At 67.2% G+C, this 15504-nt stretch carries 16 protein-coding genes; 8 read left to right on the top strand and 8 right to left on the bottom strand.

All coding sequences use genetic code 11. The features are described from left to right. Positions 1-117 precede the first annotated feature (117 nt). Positions 118-789, top strand: coding sequence for a glutathione S-transferase family protein (locus tag FHS98_RS00965; RefSeq protein ID WP_167098485.1), 672 nt, complete (start codon positions 118-120; stop codon positions 787-789). Here the strand turns inward: FHS98_RS00965 and FHS98_RS00960 are convergent. After that, complete coding sequence (locus FHS98_RS00960; RefSeq protein ID WP_341786000.1) at positions 780-1208, bottom strand: cupin domain-containing protein; 429 nt, start codon at positions 1206-1208, stop codon at positions 780-782. The genes FHS98_RS00965 and FHS98_RS00960 overlap by 10 nt on opposite strands. A 65-nt stretch (positions 1209-1273) precedes the next feature. On the opposite strand from FHS98_RS00960, the gene dapE reads away from it, so the two are divergent. Further along, positions 1274-2404, top strand: coding sequence for a succinyl-diaminopimelate desuccinylase (gene dapE / locus FHS98_RS00955; protein ID WP_167098477.1), 1131 nt, complete (start codon positions 1274-1276; stop codon positions 2402-2404). A gap of 43 nt (positions 2405-2447) precedes the next feature. On the opposite strand, the gene FHS98_RS00950 is transcribed toward dapE, so the two are convergent. From FHS98_RS00950 to FHS98_RS00935, 4 genes are all read right to left on the bottom strand, one after another. Next, positions 2448-3065, bottom strand: a complete 618-nt coding sequence (locus FHS98_RS00950; RefSeq protein WP_167098473.1) for a hypothetical protein — start codon at positions 3063-3065, stop codon at positions 2448-2450. Positions 3066-3235: 170 nt separating this feature from the next. Further along, positions 3236-3772: a Smr/MutS family protein gene (locus FHS98_RS00945; RefSeq protein ID WP_167098469.1), complete on the bottom strand. Its 537-nt coding sequence runs from the start codon at positions 3770-3772 to the stop codon at positions 3236-3238. Further along, entirely contained in the window at positions 3747-4988 is a 1242-nt protein-coding gene (gene mltA, locus FHS98_RS00940) for a murein transglycosylase A (RefSeq protein ID WP_167098466.1), read from the bottom strand. Before mltA ends, FHS98_RS00945 begins: the two co-directional genes overlap by 26 nt. After that, positions 4985-5644, bottom strand: coding sequence for a Tim44/TimA family putative adaptor protein (locus FHS98_RS00935; RefSeq protein ID WP_167098463.1), 660 nt, complete (start codon positions 5642-5644; stop codon positions 4985-4987). Before FHS98_RS00935 ends, mltA begins: the two co-directional genes overlap by 4 nt. Positions 5645-5851: 207 nt before the next feature. Here FHS98_RS00935 and secB point away from each other — a divergent pair, with 207 nt between their 5' ends. The 4 genes from secB (at position 5852) to FHS98_RS00915 (ending at position 9816) form a co-directional block, all read left to right on the top strand. Further along, complete coding sequence (gene secB, locus FHS98_RS00930) at positions 5852-6358, top strand: protein-export chaperone SecB (RefSeq protein WP_167098460.1); 507 nt, start codon at positions 5852-5854, stop codon at positions 6356-6358. A gap of 42 nt (positions 6359-6400) precedes the next feature. Next, positions 6401-7987: a murein biosynthesis integral membrane protein MurJ gene (gene murJ / locus FHS98_RS00925; protein ID WP_167098457.1), complete on the top strand. Its 1587-nt coding sequence runs from the start codon at positions 6401-6403 to the stop codon at positions 7985-7987. Positions 7988-8022: 35 nt separating this feature from the next. Beyond that, positions 8023-9045 carry a tryptophan--tRNA ligase gene (gene trpS / locus FHS98_RS00920; RefSeq protein ID WP_167098454.1) on the top strand — a complete coding sequence of 341 codons (1023 nt, stop codon included), beginning with the start codon at positions 8023-8025 and terminating at the stop codon, positions 9043-9045. A 93-nt stretch (positions 9046-9138) separates the two neighbouring features. Then, the gene (locus FHS98_RS00915) at positions 9139-9816 is read left to right on the top strand and encodes a DUF4136 domain-containing protein (protein WP_167098451.1); all 678 of its coding nucleotides are present in this window, start codon (positions 9139-9141) and stop codon (positions 9814-9816) included. 253 nt (positions 9817-10069) lie between these two features. On the opposite strand, the gene dnaA is transcribed toward FHS98_RS00915, so the two are convergent. The 3 genes from dnaA to mutM form a co-directional block, all read right to left on the bottom strand. Next, a complete protein-coding gene (gene dnaA, locus FHS98_RS00910) occupies positions 10070-11470 on the bottom strand; it encodes a chromosomal replication initiator protein DnaA (RefSeq protein ID WP_167100187.1) in 1401 nt (466 codons plus the stop codon). A 450-nt stretch (positions 11471-11920) separates the two neighbouring features. Continuing rightward, entirely contained in the window at positions 11921-12184 is a 264-nt protein-coding gene (gene rpsT, locus FHS98_RS00905; RefSeq protein WP_019832472.1) for a 30S ribosomal protein S20, read from the bottom strand. Between the two features lie 116 nt (positions 12185-12300). Continuing rightward, a complete protein-coding gene (gene mutM, locus FHS98_RS00900) occupies positions 12301-13113 on the bottom strand; it encodes a bifunctional DNA-formamidopyrimidine glycosylase/DNA-(apurinic or apyrimidinic site) lyase (RefSeq protein WP_167098448.1) in 813 nt (270 codons plus the stop codon). Between the two features lie 62 nt (positions 13114-13175). On the opposite strand from mutM, the gene FHS98_RS00895 reads away from it, so the two are divergent. Then, on the top strand, positions 13176-13910 hold the full coding sequence (locus tag FHS98_RS00895; protein WP_167098445.1) for a class I SAM-dependent methyltransferase: 735 nt from the start codon (positions 13176-13178) through the stop codon (positions 13908-13910). A 37-nt stretch (positions 13911-13947) separates the two neighbouring features. Continuing rightward, on the top strand, positions 13948-15477 hold the full coding sequence (gene ubiB, locus FHS98_RS00890; RefSeq protein ID WP_167098442.1) for a 2-polyprenylphenol 6-hydroxylase: 1530 nt from the start codon (positions 13948-13950) through the stop codon (positions 15475-15477). The last annotated feature ends 27 nt before the right edge of the window (positions 15478-15504 follow it).

Genomic DNA, 15504 nt, shown 5'->3' with positions numbered 1-15504 from the left:
GGTTCGCTTGGGGCGGGTGGAACGCCGATACGGAGCCAGACCCACCCCAACCCCTCCCTTCCAGGGAGGGGCTCAAGAAGGTTGACCTCGGCCCGCCTCCCCGCGACAACCCGGCCCATGCTCAAGCTCATCATCGGCAACAAGGCCTATTCCTCCTGGTCGCTGCGCGGCTGGCTGGCGGTCAAGCAATCCGGCCTCCCCTTCGAGGAGATCGTCGTGCCGCTGTACGACGAGGCGTGGGACAAGGTGCGCGAGGGCGATGAGTTCGCCCCCTCCTCCGGCAAGGTGCCGATCCTGTGGGACGGCGACACCGTCGTCTGGGACTCGCTCGCCATCGTCGACTGGCTCGCCGATCGCGTCGGCCGCGAGAAATTCTGGCCGGAGGACGATGCCGCCCGCGCCATGGCCCGCTCGATGGCCGCCGAGATGCATTCGAGCTTCGCGGCGCTGCGCCGCGAATGCAGCATGAACATCCGCCGCCGCTTCCCGGACTATAAGCCCTCCGAAGCGGTCCAGGCCGATCTCGCGCGCCTCTACGAGCTGTGGGCGCAGGCCCGCGCCCGCTTCGGCAGCAGCGGCGAGTTCCTGTTCGGCCAGTTCAGCGCGGCGGACATCATGTTCGCGCCGGTCTGCACGCGGATCGTCACCTATGCCCTGCCGGTGCCGCGTTTCGCGCTGCCCTACATGCAGGCGATCTTCTCGCACCCCTTCATGCAGGACTGGATCGCCGGCGCGCAGGCCGAGGACTGGGTGATCGAGAAGTTCGAGACGCTCCCGGATCAGGAATAGGGCGTCCCGTCCCTGTGCAGATAGCGGTCGGCGGCCGCGTCGTAGAGCAGGTCGGCGTCGGGATAGTGGCAGAGGCTCGTCTCGGCCACCCCGATCACCACGAAGGTGCAGCCCCCGTCGCCCGCGATGACATGATGGCCGTTGCCGTCATTCCTGGGGAAGGCCGCGCAGTCGCCGGGGGCGAGCGGCGTCTCCCCCGAATCGTCGACCAGCATCGCGCTGCCGGCGATCATCACGAGGAACTCATCCTCCCCCTCATGCCAGTGCCGCTGGCTGGACCAGGCGCCGGGCGGCAGGATGACATGATTGGCCTCGAAGTCGGCCAGCCCCGCCGGGCGTGAGAGCGGCCGCACCTGCCGCTTCTGCGCGGCGAGGTTATAGGGCTCGGGATAGCCGCTGCCGGTCTTCGGCTCGATCATATTGAGGTCAATCCGGGGCATGGGGCACCTGTTCAAGTCGCGCCCATAAGGTTAACCGCTGTGGCATGACCGGTCCAATCGATCCCGTGGCGCTCACCGCCGATCTCATCCGCTGCGCCAGCGTCACCCCCGCCGATGCCGGCGCGCAGGATGTGCTGAGCCAAGCGCTGGAGGCTCAGGGCTTCACCGTCCACCGCTTCTCCTCGGGCGAGGCGCCGCATGGGCCGGTGGAGAACCTCGTCGCGATCCGCGGCCATGGCGCGCCGCACTTCGCCTTCGCGGGGCACAGCGACGTGGTGCCGGCGGGCGGCGGCTGGACCTCCGGCGCGTTCGAGCCGGTGATCCGGGGCGATCTGCTCTACGGACGCGGCGCCGTCGACATGAAGGGCGCGATCGGCGCCTTCATCGCGGCGGCGGAGCGCGTGCCCGAGCACAAGGGCACGATCAGCCTGCTCATCACCGGCGACGAGGAAGGCCCCGCCATCCACGGCACCCGCGCGATCATCGCGTGGATGGCCGAGCGCGGCATCCGCCCGGACATGATCCTCGTCGGCGAGCCCACATCCGACGCGCGGCTCGGCGACACGATCAAGATCGGCCGGCGCGGATCGATCAACGCGTGGATCGAGGTGCCCGGCACGCAGGGCCATGTCGCCTACCCCCACCTCGCGGACAATCCGGTGACGCGGCTGGTCCGCATCCTCGACCGGCTGAAGAGCTGGCGGCTCGATCATGGCAATGCCTGGTTCCAGCCCTCCAACCTGGAGGTGACCGACATCGAGGTGGGCAACAGCGCCACCAACGTCATCCCCGGCGGCGCGCGGGCGCGGCTCAACATCCGCTTCAACGACGAGCAGAAGGGCCATGCGCTGGAGGCGGAAATCCGCCGCATCGTCGCCGAGGAGGCCCCGCGCGCAAGCGTCGAGGCGATGATCTCCGGCGAGGCCTTCCTCACCGAGCCGGGGGCGCTGTCCACTTTGGTGTCGGAGGCGATCCACGAGGTGATCGACATCACGGCGCAGCTCTCGACCACGGGCGGCACGTCGGACGCGCGCTTCCTCTCCCAGATCGCGCCGACTGTGGAGTTCGGCCTGCCCAACGCAACAATGCACAAGCTGGACGAAGCGGCGGCAGTGGATGACCTGCGACAGTTGGCGGATATCTATGAAGCGGTGCTGCGGAAGGTGGTGGGGTGAGGCGGGGATTGGTGGACTTCGGTCAGATTCTCTACTGTTTTATTCACTGAATAACGGACGAAGACCCTGGAGTACCAAGATATTTTTGAATCACCCCTTGACTGATTAACGCTACTGCTGCGGCCGAAAACGCTTGGTCGATAATCAGATTGAGGCCGCTCGCCTGGAATTTTAACGATTGGCCAGTCCCCTCTGTCGTCACCGTTTCAACCACTTGCTGCTTACTACGGTCGTAAATTTGCCATTCAACAGAGATCGCGATAGCGCCTTTCAAGCCACCGATTGAATCGCAGACGTTAACAGTCTGTGGACGCAGCGTGGCACCAACCAAGAAATCTGGCTTGGCGCTGTTGCCTTCACCCTCAAACATATCCGCAGATTTCGCAATGGCTTTAAAACCATGGGCATTAAGCGCCGTTGAAAAAAGCCTATCAAATCTCTCGTAGTTAAGCGTGCGCTCTTGAGATCCAAAATTGATCGGGCTTCCAGCCCACAAGCAGATACTGCCTGACTTCACGTGCTGATTGGCTTTAGGGATATCCGGATTGATAACAATTTTACTTAGTTGCGCCGATTTTATCGAGGTTGCCACGACTTGAGCATTGCCCGCCGAAGAGATGCAGAGCCCTATACCCACCAATGCGTAATGAATTATATTCATAAGCCCCCCGTCTACTAAGAATACCACACACGGGAATTTTGACATCACTGGATAGAATCAATCTGGTGTTTTTATCTAAATGGTCTTCGACCGCAGGACAGGGTCGGATGGTCCCGATGCCGAAACGGAGGATGCTCGGCGGATCGGCCTATTGTGTCGCTATTTATAACCTACCCCCTAGTCCGCCGCAGCACCACATAGAGCGCCCCAGCCCCGCCATGCCTCGGGTGCGCGCTGCGCACCGCCGCGATGTGGCTGGAGTGCCGCGAATGGTGCAGCCAGTCCCCGATCGAGGCGCGGATGGCGCCGCGCACCGGTCGCCCGTCGATCCGCTCGGTGGAGTCGCGCGGCGGGCGGCCCGTCACCAGCAGCACCAGTCGCGCATGGCGCTGGATCGCACGGCCCAGCTCCGCCTCCAGCACCTCATGCGCGGCCGTCAGCGTGTAGCCGTGCAGGTCGATGGTGAGGTCCGGCCCCACCACGCCGCGCCGCAGCCGCCGGTCCCAGCCGCCATCGAGCGTGTCGCCAGGCGTGGTCGCCTTGGCGATCGGCCTGGGCGCAGGCGCGCGCACCGGGATCGGCTTTTCGACCGGCACCACCGGCAGCGCCGCCTTCCTGAGCAGGCGACGCCCCTTCAGAGGCCGGACGGTCTCGGCGACACGCTGCCAGAGCGCGCGCGCGTCAGGGTCGAGCGGCTTGTCCGGCATCGCCGTTCAGCCGTGCGACCGTGCCGACCGGCAACAGCAGGAACGCGGAGCCCCGCGCGGACATGCCGCCCGCGATCCGCGCCGCGTCGTCGCCCGCGCCCCAGAAGGTGTCGAAGCGGTTGGCGCCCTTGATCGCGCCGCCGGTATCCTGCGCCACCCACAGGCCAGCCGCGTCCGTCCGGTCCGCCGAGAGCCAGACCGGCGCGCCCAGAGGCGTGAAGGCCGGGTCAGCCGCCACCGTGGCGCGCGGCGTCACCGGCACGCCCATGGCGCCCAGCGGGCCGGCACCGGCCAACGGCTTGAAGAAGATGAAGCTGCGGTTCTGCCGCATCACGCCGTCCGCCTGATCGGGGTGCGCGCGCAGCCAGCCGACGATGCCCTGCATTGATCCCTGCGCGGGCGTGATGAGCCCCTGCGCGATCATCGCCTTGCCGATACCGGTGTAGGAGAGGCCGTTCTGCCCGGCATAGCCGATCCGCACCACGCTGCCGTCGGGCAGGCGCAGGCGGCCGGAACCCTGGATCTGGAGAAAGAAGAATTCGATCTTGTCGGCGGCATAGGCCAGCACCGGGGCATGGTCCTGCATCGCGCCGGCCTCGATCTGGGTGCGGTCGAAATAGGGGACGAACTTGCCGTTCACCGCATGGCCGCGAATCTTGCGGCCCTTGAGGTCCGCCGCCCACAGGCCGAGATCGGCCTCGGCCAGATCGTCGGGCACGCCGTAGATCGGCACGTCGTATCCGGGCGCCTGCTGAAGCGAGGCGGCGATCTCGGGTTCGAAATAGCCGGTGGCGTAGAGCCGCCCGCCGCCCACCTCGGCCGTCTCGAAATAACGCTGGAAGAAGCCGGCCGCCTGCGCATCCGGCCAGCCCGGTGCGGCGGTGCAGGCGGGCTGCCAGTCGGCCCCACGGGTGAGGCCGCTCCTGTCCGTCCGCTTGAGCAGCGCCGGGCAGGACAGGCGGAACGCGGCCAGCGCCCCCCGCGCCCGCACCGGATCGATCGGCAGCGAGGCGATCGACGGCCCCGGCCGCACGCCGGCGGTCAGCGCCGTGCCGGTGGTGACGGTGGGAACCGGCCCCTTGCCCGTGGAGGGCGGCGGCGCCGGATGGACGGGAGGCGGCGTCACGGGCCGCACCGGAGCCGCGCCATGCGGCGCGACGCAGGCCGATACGGTCAGCGCGAGCGCGGCAACGGCCGCGAGCCGGAGACGGCTCATGCCGCCTCGTCGGTCTCGATCAGGATCCAGTTGGGATCGTCGATCCGCACATTGCGGCTGAACGTCCACAGATCGTGGGTCTGCACGGCGTCGGTCAGCGATCCGGCGACGACATTGCCTTCGGCGTCGCGGGTGATGGCCGCGATATCCGCGTCGAATCGGACGGCGACCACCGCCATCTGCCCCGCCATGCCGGCACTGTGGATTTGCGAGCGCTCGATCGCGACGAGGCGATTCTCCACCGTCTCGCCCGCCTCGCGGCGCGCCTCGATGGATTCGCGGAAGGCGTCATACACCTCATCGTCGACCAGACGGCGCAGTTCCGCCTCGTCACCGCGCCAGAACGCCTCCAGCACCATGCGATAGGCCGAGCGAGCGCCATCGAGGAAGCCCGCCACGTCGAAATGCGGATCGGCGGAGACGACGGAGCGCACCCCGTCCAGCGCGTGCGGATCGATCATCGCGGAGGCGGCCCCCACGGCTTCGACCTTGCGCTCCACCACCGGTTCGGCGGCCGGGCGGACGACCAGCGGCGAAGGCTGCACGTCCGCGGGCTTGACGATCGACTGCTCATGGCCGGTGCGGCGGCCAAGCACGGCATAGAGCCGCAGGCCGACAAACAGGGCGACGCAAGCCAGGATGATGATCTCGGGCACCGAACCTCCACAGTCGGGCGCCAAGCCGCGCCCGCAGGTCATAACTCTCGCCCTACATAGGGGAGCCGGGCTCCGGTTTCAAATCTCGCACGGTCAGTCCGTCTCGCGGGCGGGTGGCATTGCCCTTGCCGGGCACGGCTGCTACGCGCCGAACATGCCTCGCGGCCACCGCAGGCAGCCAGATCAAGCCAACAAGGATGACGCCAGATGGCCGAGAACGAGGCCCCCGATTTCCTGACCGTGCCGCAGCCCAATGGCGAGGAAAGCGCGCCGCAGGTCGGCATGTTGGCGCAATATGTGAAGGATTTCTCCTTCGAGAATCCGAACGCCCCGGCCGTCTACAATTGGCAGAACCAGCCGCAGATCGATGTGCAGTTCAACATCGGCACCCAGCAGATCGCCGACGAGCTGCACGAATCCGCGCTGCGCATCGAGATCACCGCGACCGCGCCCGAAGGCGTCGCCTTCAAGCTGGAGCTGCTCTATGGCGGCCTCTTCGCGCTGCGCAACGTGCCGGCCGAGGCGACCCAGCCCTTCCTGCTCGGCGAAGCGCCGCGCCTGCTCTTCCCCTTCGCCCGCCGCGTGGTGGCCGATGCGGTGCGCGACGGCGGCTTCCCGCCGCTGATGCTCGATCCGATCGACTTCAACGCGCTCTATTTCTCGCAGCTTGCCCAGCAGGGCGGGATCATGGGCGAGCCGGCCGGCCAGGCCTGATCTTCCCGTTAGACTGACCAACGGCCGGGGGCGCGGGGGCGGATGAGTCTCGTCAGGAACACCGCCACCATCGGCGGGTTGACGCTCGTCAGCCGCGTCCTCGGTTTCGTCCGCGATCAGTTGATGGCGCATTTCGTCGGCGCGGGGTTCGCCAACGACGCCTTCCTGGTCGCGTGGCGACTGCCCAATCTGTTCCGCTCGCTGTTCGCCGAGGGTGCCTTCTCCGCCGCCTTCGTGCCGATGTTCAACCGCGTCGTGGGGCAAGCCGAAGCGGAAGGGCGAGAGGGCCTGCCCGATGGCCTGCGCTTCGCCGAGAATGTGCTCTCGGTGCTGCTGCCCTTCCTGGCGGTGTTCACCACGCTCATCATAGCCTTTCCCCGGCCGATCGTGTGGCTCATCACCTTCGGCTTCAAGGACGGCGGAGGACCGGCCAAGTTCGATCTGGCCGTCCACCTGACGCAGCTCACCTTCCCCTATCTGGCGCTGATCTCGCTGGTGTCGCTGCTCGGCGGCATCATGAACTCGCTCAACCGCTTCTGGGTGAACGCGGCGGCGCCGGTGCTGCTCAATATCTGCATGATCGTGGCGCTGCTCTTCTTCCGGGGCAACGACGCGATCGACATCGCCCATACGCAGGCGCTGGCCGTCACCATCTCGGGCGTCGCGCAATTGCTGTGGCTGATCCTCGCCGCGCGATCGGCGGGCGTGAAGCTGAGGCTCAAGCGCCCGACCCTCAATCCCGAGGTGAGGAAGCTGCTCTCGGTGATCTGGCCCGCCGCGATCGGCGCGGGGGCGGTGCAGTTCAACCTGCTCGTCATCACCATGCTGGCGGCCGGCTTCCTCGGCCAGGGCGCCGTCTCCTACATCTATTATGCGGATCGGCTGAACCAGTTGCCGCTCGCGCTGGTCGGCATCGGGGTCGGCACCGCGATCCTGCCCGTCATCTCCCGACAGATCGGCCAGGGCGACGAGAAGGCCGCGATCGTCACGCAGAACCGCGCGATCGAGCTGTCGCTGCTGCTCACCCTCCCCGCGACCGCCGGGCTGATGATCGGCTCGACCACGCTGATCCGCGCGCTGTTCCAGACGGGCGCCTTCACCGCCCACGACACGCAGGCGTCGGCGGCGGTGCTGACCGCCTTCTCGTGCGGGCTGCCGGCCTACATCCTCATCAAGGTGTTCACGCCCGGCTTCTACGCCCGCGCCGACACCAGGACGCCCGTCCGCATCGCGATGACCGAGATGGCGTGCAACATGGCGCTCAACCTGTTCTTCGTGTTCGGCACCAACCTCTCTTATGTCGGCCTCGCGATCTCGGGCGCGAGCTGCGCGTGGATCAATGTCGGCCTGCTCTACTGGGTGCTGCACCGGCGCGGGCATTTCGCGATCGACGCGCAACTGAAGCGCCGCGCGATCCGGCTGGCACTGGCCGCGCTGGCGATGGCGGCGCTGCTGCTGTGGCTCGATCCGTTCTGCGCGGCGCGGGCCGGCGGCTCGGTGGGCGCGCGGATCGTGGCGCTGCTGATGCTGATCGTGCCGGCGGGCATCTGCTATTTCGGCTGCGCCTTCCTGTTCGGCGCGTTCGACTGGCGCGAGACGAAAGCGCTGCTCCGCCGCCGCCGCGCTTGACCTGAGCCTCCGCGCGGGCGACACGCGTCGCCACTATGGCAAAACGCGTCGTCTCGGGCATCCAGCCCACCGGAAACCTTCATCTCGGCAATTATCTGGGCGCGATCCGCAACTGGGTCCGTATGCAGGACGAAGTGGCCCGCGATGGCGGCGAATGTTTCTTCTTCCTCGCCGATCTCCACGCCATCACCGTGTTCAACGAGCCGGCGCAGCTTCGCGCCAACGTCCGCTCGATGGCGGCGGCGCTGATCGCGGCGGGGGTCGATCCCGAGAAGTCCACCCTGTTCAACCAGGCGGCCGTCTCCGCCCATGCCGAGCTGGCGTGGCTGCTCAACTGCACCGCGCGGATCGGCTGGCTGAACCGCATGACGCAGTTCAAGGAAAAGTCCGGCAAGCATCGCGAGGGCGCCTCGGTCGGCCTGTTCGCCTATCCGGTGCTGCAAGCCGCGGACGTGCTGATCTACCGCGCCACGCATGTGCCGGTCGGCGAGGACCAGAAGCAGCATCTCGAACTGGCGCGCGACATCGCCACCAAGTTCAACACGGACTTCGCCACCGAGCTGTTCGTGCTGCCCGATCCGATGATCCCGCCGGCGGCGGCGCGCATCATGAGCCTCCGCGACGGCGGCGCGAAGATGTCCAAGTCCGATCCTTCGGATATGAGCCGCATCAACCTCACCGACGATGCCGACACCATCGCATCGAAGATTCGCAAGGCCAAGACCGACCCGGAACCCATCCCCGCCGACGCCGCCGGTCTCGACGCCCGGCCCGAGGCGAAGAACCTCATTGGCATCTACGCCGCGCTCTCCGACGAGTCGGTGGCGGACGTGGTGGCCCGCTTCGCGGGGCAGGGCTTCGGCGCGTTCAAGCCGGCGCTGGCCGAACTGCTCGTCGAGACTCTTCGGCCCATTTCGGGACGTCTCGCCGAGTTGGAGAAGGATCCGGCCGAGCTGGACCGCATCCTCGCCCACGGCGCGGCCAAGGCGCGCGCGGCGGCGGAGCCTATCGTCGCAGGAGCCTATTCGGCACTCGGTCTCACGCGTGAAACACGGTGACAGATCAACACGTTCAACGCATATTCAGCACGGTTGGCGGAGGAGTGGCCGTCACGCCCCGGTAATGCGGATGTCTCCGCCAAGAGGTCGACCATGAACATCAAACGCGCGCTGCTCGGTTTCGCTGCTCCCCTTGCCCTGCTCACCATGAGCGGCTGCGCGAGCAATTTCACTGCCCATGTCTCGCGCTTCCAGCGCTTGCCGGCGCCGCAGGGCCAGACGTTCCGCGTCGAACCCACCGAGGCGCAGAATCGCGGCGGGCTGGAATTCGCCACCTATGCCGACAAGGTCGCGGCGCACCTGACCCAGCTTGGCTATCGCCCGGCCGTGTCGGATTCGCCGGCGGACCTGATCGTGCAGGTCGGCTATGGCGTCGACCATGGCCAGCAGAAGGTCACCACCACCCCCGGCTTCAACTGCGGCTGGGGCGGCTATGGCGGTTTCGGCGGCTGGGGTCGCGGTTGGGGCGGCTGGGGCGGTGGCTGGGGCGGCTGGGGTGGTCGCGGCTGGGGCTATGGCTGGGGCGATCCCTTCTGGGGAAGCTGCCCGGACGTGGAGAGCTACACCATCTATTCGAGCTTCCTCGGCATGACGATCACGGGCGCCGACGGCAAGCGCCTGTTCGAGGGCCGCGCCCGCGCCCATTCGGCGACGGACGACCTGACCCAGATCGTGCCCAACCTGATCGACGCGATGTTCACGGGCTTCCCCGGCAATTCGGGGCAGGACATCCGCATCACCATCCCGAACAAGCCCAAGCAGAAGGGCTGAGCTTACCAAAAAGGCGTGAAAGGCGTCGGAGGGCCTCCTCCGGCGCCTTTTTCTTTGTGCGCGGAAGCTGCTGCCCTTGCTCGTCACCCCAGCGAAGGCTGGGGTCCATTCCCGCAACGCCTCTTCCTCTCGCCGAGCGGTGATGGCCCCTGGCCTTCGTCAGGGTGCCATCCCGGCCAACAAAAAACCCTCTCCCCGAAGGGAGAGGGCTCAGAGCTGGGGGAGGTTGCCCTCCCCCGCCGGGAAACTGTCCTCAGGCCTCGAGCTGGCGGAGCAGCAGGCGCACGTCGGCGTCCAGCTCGGCATCCGCCTTGCGGAGCTTCTCGATCTGCCGGACCGCGTGGATGACCGTGGTGTGATCGCGCCCGCCAAAGCGGCGACCGATCTCGGGCAGCGAGCGCGGGGTGAGCTGCTTGGCGAGGTACATCGCGATCTGACGCGGGCGGGCAACCTCGCGCGCGCGACGCGCGGACGTCATCTCCGACTGACGGATGCGGTAATGGTCGGACACCTTGCGCTGGATCTCGTCGATCGTGATGCGGCGCTGGTGGGCGCGCAGCACGTCGGTCAGCGTCTCTTCCACGAAGGCGACGTCGATCGGGCGGTTCGACAGCATCGCATAGGCGACGACGCGGTTGAGCGCACCTTCCAGCTCGCGGACGTTGGACGCGATGCGCTTGGCGAGGAAGAGCTGCACCTCCTGCGGCACGTTGACGTGCGGCATCGTCTCCAGCTTGCGCGCGATGATGTTGAGGCGGAGTTCGAAGTCGGCCGGGTTGACGTCCGCCACCAGCCCCCAGGAGAGGCGCGAGAGGATACGGCTCTCGATGCCTTCCAGATCCTGGGGCGAGCGATCGGCGGTAATCACCAGTCGCTTGCCGGCCGAGATGATCTCGTTCATCGTGTGGAAGAATTCCTCCTGGGTGGAATCCTTGCCGGCGATGAACTGCACGTCGTCGATCATCAGCAGATCGGCGGAACGCAGACGCTGCTTGAACCCATGCGTGTTCTTCGCACGCAACGCGCCCACAAACTCGAACATGAACTTTTCGGCCGACATGTAGACGATCTTCGATCGCGGATGACGGCGGCGATACTCATGGCCCATGGCGTGCATCAGGTGGGTCTTGCCCAGCCCGGTGCTGCCGTGGAGGAACAGCGGATTGAAGGTGAGCGCGCCCCCTTCGGCCACCGTGCGGGCGGCGTTGTAGGCCACCTCGTTGGGCTTGCCGATCACGAAGCTGTCGAAGGTGTAGCGCGCCTCGAGCTGGATGCCCTCGATGCTGCCGGCCTCCGCCTCGCCGGCCTCGGCCGGGGCGTTCTCGACGATCGCCGCCTCGGCGGGCTCGGCCGCGTCGATCGTGAACAGCACCGGCTTGGGCGCCTCGCCGCCCGCGAGCACCACCACACGGCGGACCTGCGGCAGATGCGCGCGCCACGCGTGGAGCAGGCGCTCACCATAATGCGTATCGACCCAGTTCGCCATGAACTCGGATGGGAGCGCGACGCGGACGGTGCCGTCCTCGTCATCGAAGCCCGCGAGGCGGGCCGGCTTCAGCCAGTTGTCGAACGTGCGCGCGCCGCAATCGCGGCGCAGGCCGGCACGGATCGATTCCCAGGCCAGCTCGACCGGATCGTCGTGCTGCCCCGTCATCATCCCGATCGTGCCGACAGCCTGATTCACGCAACCTCCCCCGTCCCCGCTCGTACAAGCGGTTCGCCGCAGACAAAGCTATACCGTCACCGGAGGCGCCCCCGCCCACCGGCCTCGAATGGCCCGATTACAAAATTGTCCCCCTTCACGCCGACCGAACTGATTCGACGCTGCCGGGAAGATCGTTTTAGGGAGACGTCGCCCCCCCGATCAAGGCCCACAAACGTCACGAGGGTGAAATATACCGCCTTGACACGCAAACCCGCCCATTTTGGGGAAATGGCGTAGTTAATGCTGCAACATCAACATGTTACATTCTCGCGTCGAAGGCCATGCCTCGCGAATCGTGCATTGAGGCCGACTTCTGCTTGTCACATCGGCGTCATGCAAAAAGCCCGCCGATCGGATGATCGACGGGCCTTTAAGGACGAAGGTGTAATATTACAGCGATCAGCCGAGCGCGGCGACCGCCTTCGTCAGGCGCGAGAACTTCCGCGCGACGGTGTTCTTGTGGAGAACGCCCTTCGACACGCCACGCTGCATCTCCGGCTGCGCGAGCTTCAGCGCGGCCGCGGCCACATCCTTGTCGCCCGCGACGATCGCCGCCTCGACCTTCTTGATGAAGGTGCGGATGCGGCTGACGCGCGCGCCGTTGATCTCGTTACGGCGCTCGTTACGACGGATGCGCTTTTTGGCCTGCGGCGTGTTCGCCATGTGTGTCCTCGAACCTGCTCAAATGGATATGCGGCACGGGCACAGCCGGGCCGGGAAGGCGTGCCCTCTACGCAAGAAGCGTCGTTTCGTCAACGCCTTTGGGAAACAACGCCGTCCTAGCGCTGGCAACGGGTGCAATGGAAGGTGGAACGCCCGCCGTCGATCCGCCGCACGACCGTTCCGCCGCAGGGGCAGGCCTCGCCTTCGCGCCCGTAGACGCGGAACCGATGCGAGAAATAGCCGAGTTCGCCATCCGGCCGGGCATAGTCGCGCAGCGTCGATCCCCCCGCCTCGATCGCGGCGGCGAGCACCTCCCGAATCGCCTCGACCAGCCGCTCCAGCCTCGGGCGGGTGATCCGGCCTGCCTCGCGGGTCGGCGCGATGCGGGACATGTTGAGCGCCTCGCACACATAGATATTGCCGAGTCCCGCCACGATCCGCTGATCGAGCAGCATCGCCTTGATCGGCGCCACCCGTCCTTCCAGCGCCTTCTCCAGCGCGGCGGCATGGAAGTCCGGCCCGAGGGGCTCCGGCCCCATCGCGGCGAAGGCGGGCCATTGCTCCAGCGCCCCGGTCGGCACCAGATCGACCGAGCCGAAGCGACGCGGATCGGCCAGCGACAATCGCCGCGCCTCGTCCGTCTCCAGCACGAGATGGTCGTGCGTGCCCAATTCCTCGGGATCGATCCGCCATTTGCCCGACATGCCGAGATGGAACACCATCGTGTCGCCCCGATCCGTATCGATCAGGCCATATTTGGCCCGCCGCCCGAGCCCCGTGACGCGCGCGCCGGTCAGCCGCTGGCGCAGATCGGGCGGGAAGGCCCGCCGCAAGTCCGCGCGGCGCGGCTCGACGAGCGTGAGGCGGCGACCGTCCAGAACGGTCGCGAGGCCTCGTACGGTGGTTTCGACTTCGGGAAGCTCGGGCATAATGTGCGGCAAGAGCTAGGATCGAATTGCTTGGGCGGCAAGGCTTGGGCTAAGCGCGGCCCATGAGCAGCGACACCGTATCGTTCGGCTACAGCGAGGTAGCCCCCGAGGATAAGACGCGCATGGTCGGCGACGTCTTCCAGCGCGTGGCCAAGCGCTACGACATCATGAACGATGCGATGTCGGGCGGCCTCCACCGCCTCTGGAAGGATCATTTCGTCGGGCAGGTGCGCCCGCGCCAGAGCGAGGCGATCCTCGACATGGCGGGCGGCACCGGCGACATCGCCTTCCGCATGGCGCGCCGCGGCGCCGACGTGACCGTGTCGGACATCAATCCGCACATGCTGGCGGTCGGCATGGAGCGCGCGCAGAAGAAGGGCATCGAAGGCCTGCTCTGGAGCGAGCAGAACGCCGAGACGCTGAGCTTCGGCGACAAGGAGTTCGACGCCTACACGATCGCCTTCGGCATTCGGAACGTGACGGACATCCCCAAGGCGCTGCGCGAGGCCTATCGCGTGCTCAAGCGCGGCGGACGCTTCTACTGCCTCGAATTCTCGACCACCACCTGGCCGGGCTTCAAGGAAGTCTATGACGCCTATTCGCACAAGATCGTGCCCAAGGTCGGCAAGCTGATCGCGCATGACGAGGACAGCTATCGCTACCTGATCGAATCGATCCGCCGCTTCCCCGACATGCCGACCTTCAAGCGCATGATCGGCGAGGCCGGCTTCGTGAACACCAGGGTCGAGCCGATCCTCGGCGGCCTCGTCGCGATCCACAGCGGCTGGAAGATCTGACCTTGCGCCACGCCTCCCATGACGGTCGCGTGACGCGATGACCGGCACGCCCACGCATCTCTGGCGCCTGCTTCGCTGGGGGCGCACGCTCGCCCGCCATGGCGCGCTGACCGGCATCGAGCGCGATCCGCTGACGCCGGCGCCGCTGCGTCGTCTGGTGCGCATCGCCCGCTTCGGCGCGCGCGTGCCCGAGCAGCCGCGCTATGCCGACGCGCTGGAGGCGATCGGCCCCGCCGCGATCAAGTTCGGGCAGGCGCTCGCCACCCGTCCCGATCTAGTCGGCGAGGCCGCCGCGCTCGATCTCTATCGGCTTCAGGACGCGCTGCCGCCCGTCCCCTTCCCGCTCATCAAGGCGTCGATCGAGCAGTCGCTCGGGCGGCCGATCGCGGAGCTGTTCCAGAGCATCGAGGAGGTGCCGGTCGGCGCCGCCTCGATCGCGCAGGTCCATCGCGCCATCACCACCGACGGGCGGCAGGTCGCGGTCAAGGTGCTGCGCCCCGGCGTCGAGGACGAGTTCGCCCGCGCCACCGAAACCTATGAGTGGGCCGCAGCCCAGGCCGAAGCGATGGCCGGCGAGCTGGCGCGGCTGCGCCCGCGCCTCGTCGTGGCGACCTTCAAGCAATGGACCGCGCGCGAACTCGATCTGCGTCGCGAGGCGGCCTCCGCCTCCGAGCTGGGCCGCGCGATGGAGGCTGAGCCCGGCTTCCACATCCCGACGATCGACTGGCAGCGCACCGCCCGCCGGGTGCTGACGCTCGAATGGCTGGACGGCATCAAGCTCTCCGACCGCGCCGCGCTGATCGAGGCGGGGCATGATCCCAAGACGCTGGCGAGCACGCTGGTGCGCGTCTTCCTGCGGCAGGCGATCGCGGAGGGCTTCTTCCACGCCGATCTCCATCAGGGCAACCTGTTCGCGCTGGCGGACGGGCGGCTGGCGGCGATCGACTTCGGCATCATGGGCCGGATCAACCGGCAGGCGCGGCTGTGGCTGGCGGAGATTCTCCACGGCCTCATCACCGGCAATTATGCGCGGGTGGCCGAGATCCATTTCGAGGCCGGCTATGTGCCCGCCCACCACAATCTCGCCGAGTTCGCGACGGCGCTCCGGGCTGTCGGCGAGCCGATCCGGGGGCTTCCGGTCAAGGACATCTCGATCGGGCAGATGCTCGACGGGCTGTTCGCGATCACCCGCGACTTCGACATGCCGACCCAGCCGCACCTGCTGCTGCTCCAGAAGACGATGGTGATGGTGGAGGGCGTGGCGACCAGCCTCGATCCCGACATCAACATGTGGGAGGTCGCCGCCCCCTTCGTGCGCGAATGGCTGCGCGGCGAGCTGGGGCCGGAAGCCGCGATCGCGGATCGCCTGCTCGATTTCGGCCGCATCCTGCGCCGAATGCCCGACCTGCTGGACCGCATCGAGCGGGCTTTCCCGAAGCCGGGCGCCGCGCCGCCTCCGCCGCCGCTGCCGGACGTGCCGCTGGTCACGGGCGGCCATGGCTGGCGCTATGCCGCCGTGGCGATCCTGTCGGCAGCGGCCGGCGCGTTCGCGATGTGGTGGATGTAGGGACTGTTCGGGACCGGCCCTTCCTGC

Origin of the sequence: Sphingomonas oligoaromativorans (assembly GCF_011762195.1) — a bacterium.
GTDB classification, from domain to species: Bacteria; Pseudomonadota; Alphaproteobacteria; order Sphingomonadales; family Sphingomonadaceae; genus Solisphingomonas; species Solisphingomonas oligoaromativorans.
This window is presented reverse-complemented; position numbering and strand designations above follow the sequence as displayed.

Coding starts and splice junctions, on each gene's coding strand:
- mutM (WP_167098448.1), bottom strand. CDS start 13,113: ATGCCCGAGCTTCCCGAAGTCGAAACCACCGTACGAGGCCTCGCGACC.
- FHS98_RS00965 (WP_167098485.1), top strand. CDS start 118: ATGCTCAAGCTCATCATCGGCAACAAGGCCTATTCCTCCTGGTCGCTG.
- dnaA (WP_167100187.1), bottom strand. CDS start 11,470: ATGACGGGGCAGCACGACGATCCGGTCGAGCTGGCCTGGGAATCGATC.
- secB (WP_167098460.1), top strand. CDS start 5,852: ATGGCCGAGAACGAGGCCCCCGATTTCCTGACCGTGCCGCAGCCCAAT.
- FHS98_RS00950 (WP_167098473.1), bottom strand. CDS start 3,065: ATGAATATAATTCATTACGCATTGGTGGGTATAGGGCTCTGCATCTCT.
- FHS98_RS00960 (WP_341786000.1), bottom strand. CDS start 1,208: ATGATCGAGCCGAAGACCGGCAGCGGCTATCCCGAGCCCTATAACCTC.
- trpS (WP_167098454.1), top strand. CDS start 8,023: ATGGCAAAACGCGTCGTCTCGGGCATCCAGCCCACCGGAAACCTTCAT.
- murJ (WP_167098457.1), top strand. CDS start 6,401: ATGAGTCTCGTCAGGAACACCGCCACCATCGGCGGGTTGACGCTCGTC.
- dapE (WP_167098477.1), top strand. CDS start 1,274: ATGACCGGTCCAATCGATCCCGTGGCGCTCACCGCCGATCTCATCCGC.
- rpsT (WP_019832472.1), bottom strand. CDS start 12,184: ATGGCGAACACGCCGCAGGCCAAAAAGCGCATCCGTCGTAACGAGCGC.
- FHS98_RS00945 (WP_167098469.1), bottom strand. CDS start 3,772: ATGCCGGACAAGCCGCTCGACCCTGACGCGCGCGCGCTCTGGCAGCGT.
- FHS98_RS00895 (WP_167098445.1), top strand. CDS start 13,176: ATGAGCAGCGACACCGTATCGTTCGGCTACAGCGAGGTAGCCCCCGAG.
- ubiB (WP_167098442.1), top strand. CDS start 13,948: ATGACCGGCACGCCCACGCATCTCTGGCGCCTGCTTCGCTGGGGGCGC.
- mltA (WP_167098466.1), bottom strand. CDS start 4,988: ATGAGCCGTCTCCGGCTCGCGGCCGTTGCCGCGCTCGCGCTGACCGTA.
- FHS98_RS00915 (WP_167098451.1), top strand. CDS start 9,139: ATGAACATCAAACGCGCGCTGCTCGGTTTCGCTGCTCCCCTTGCCCTG.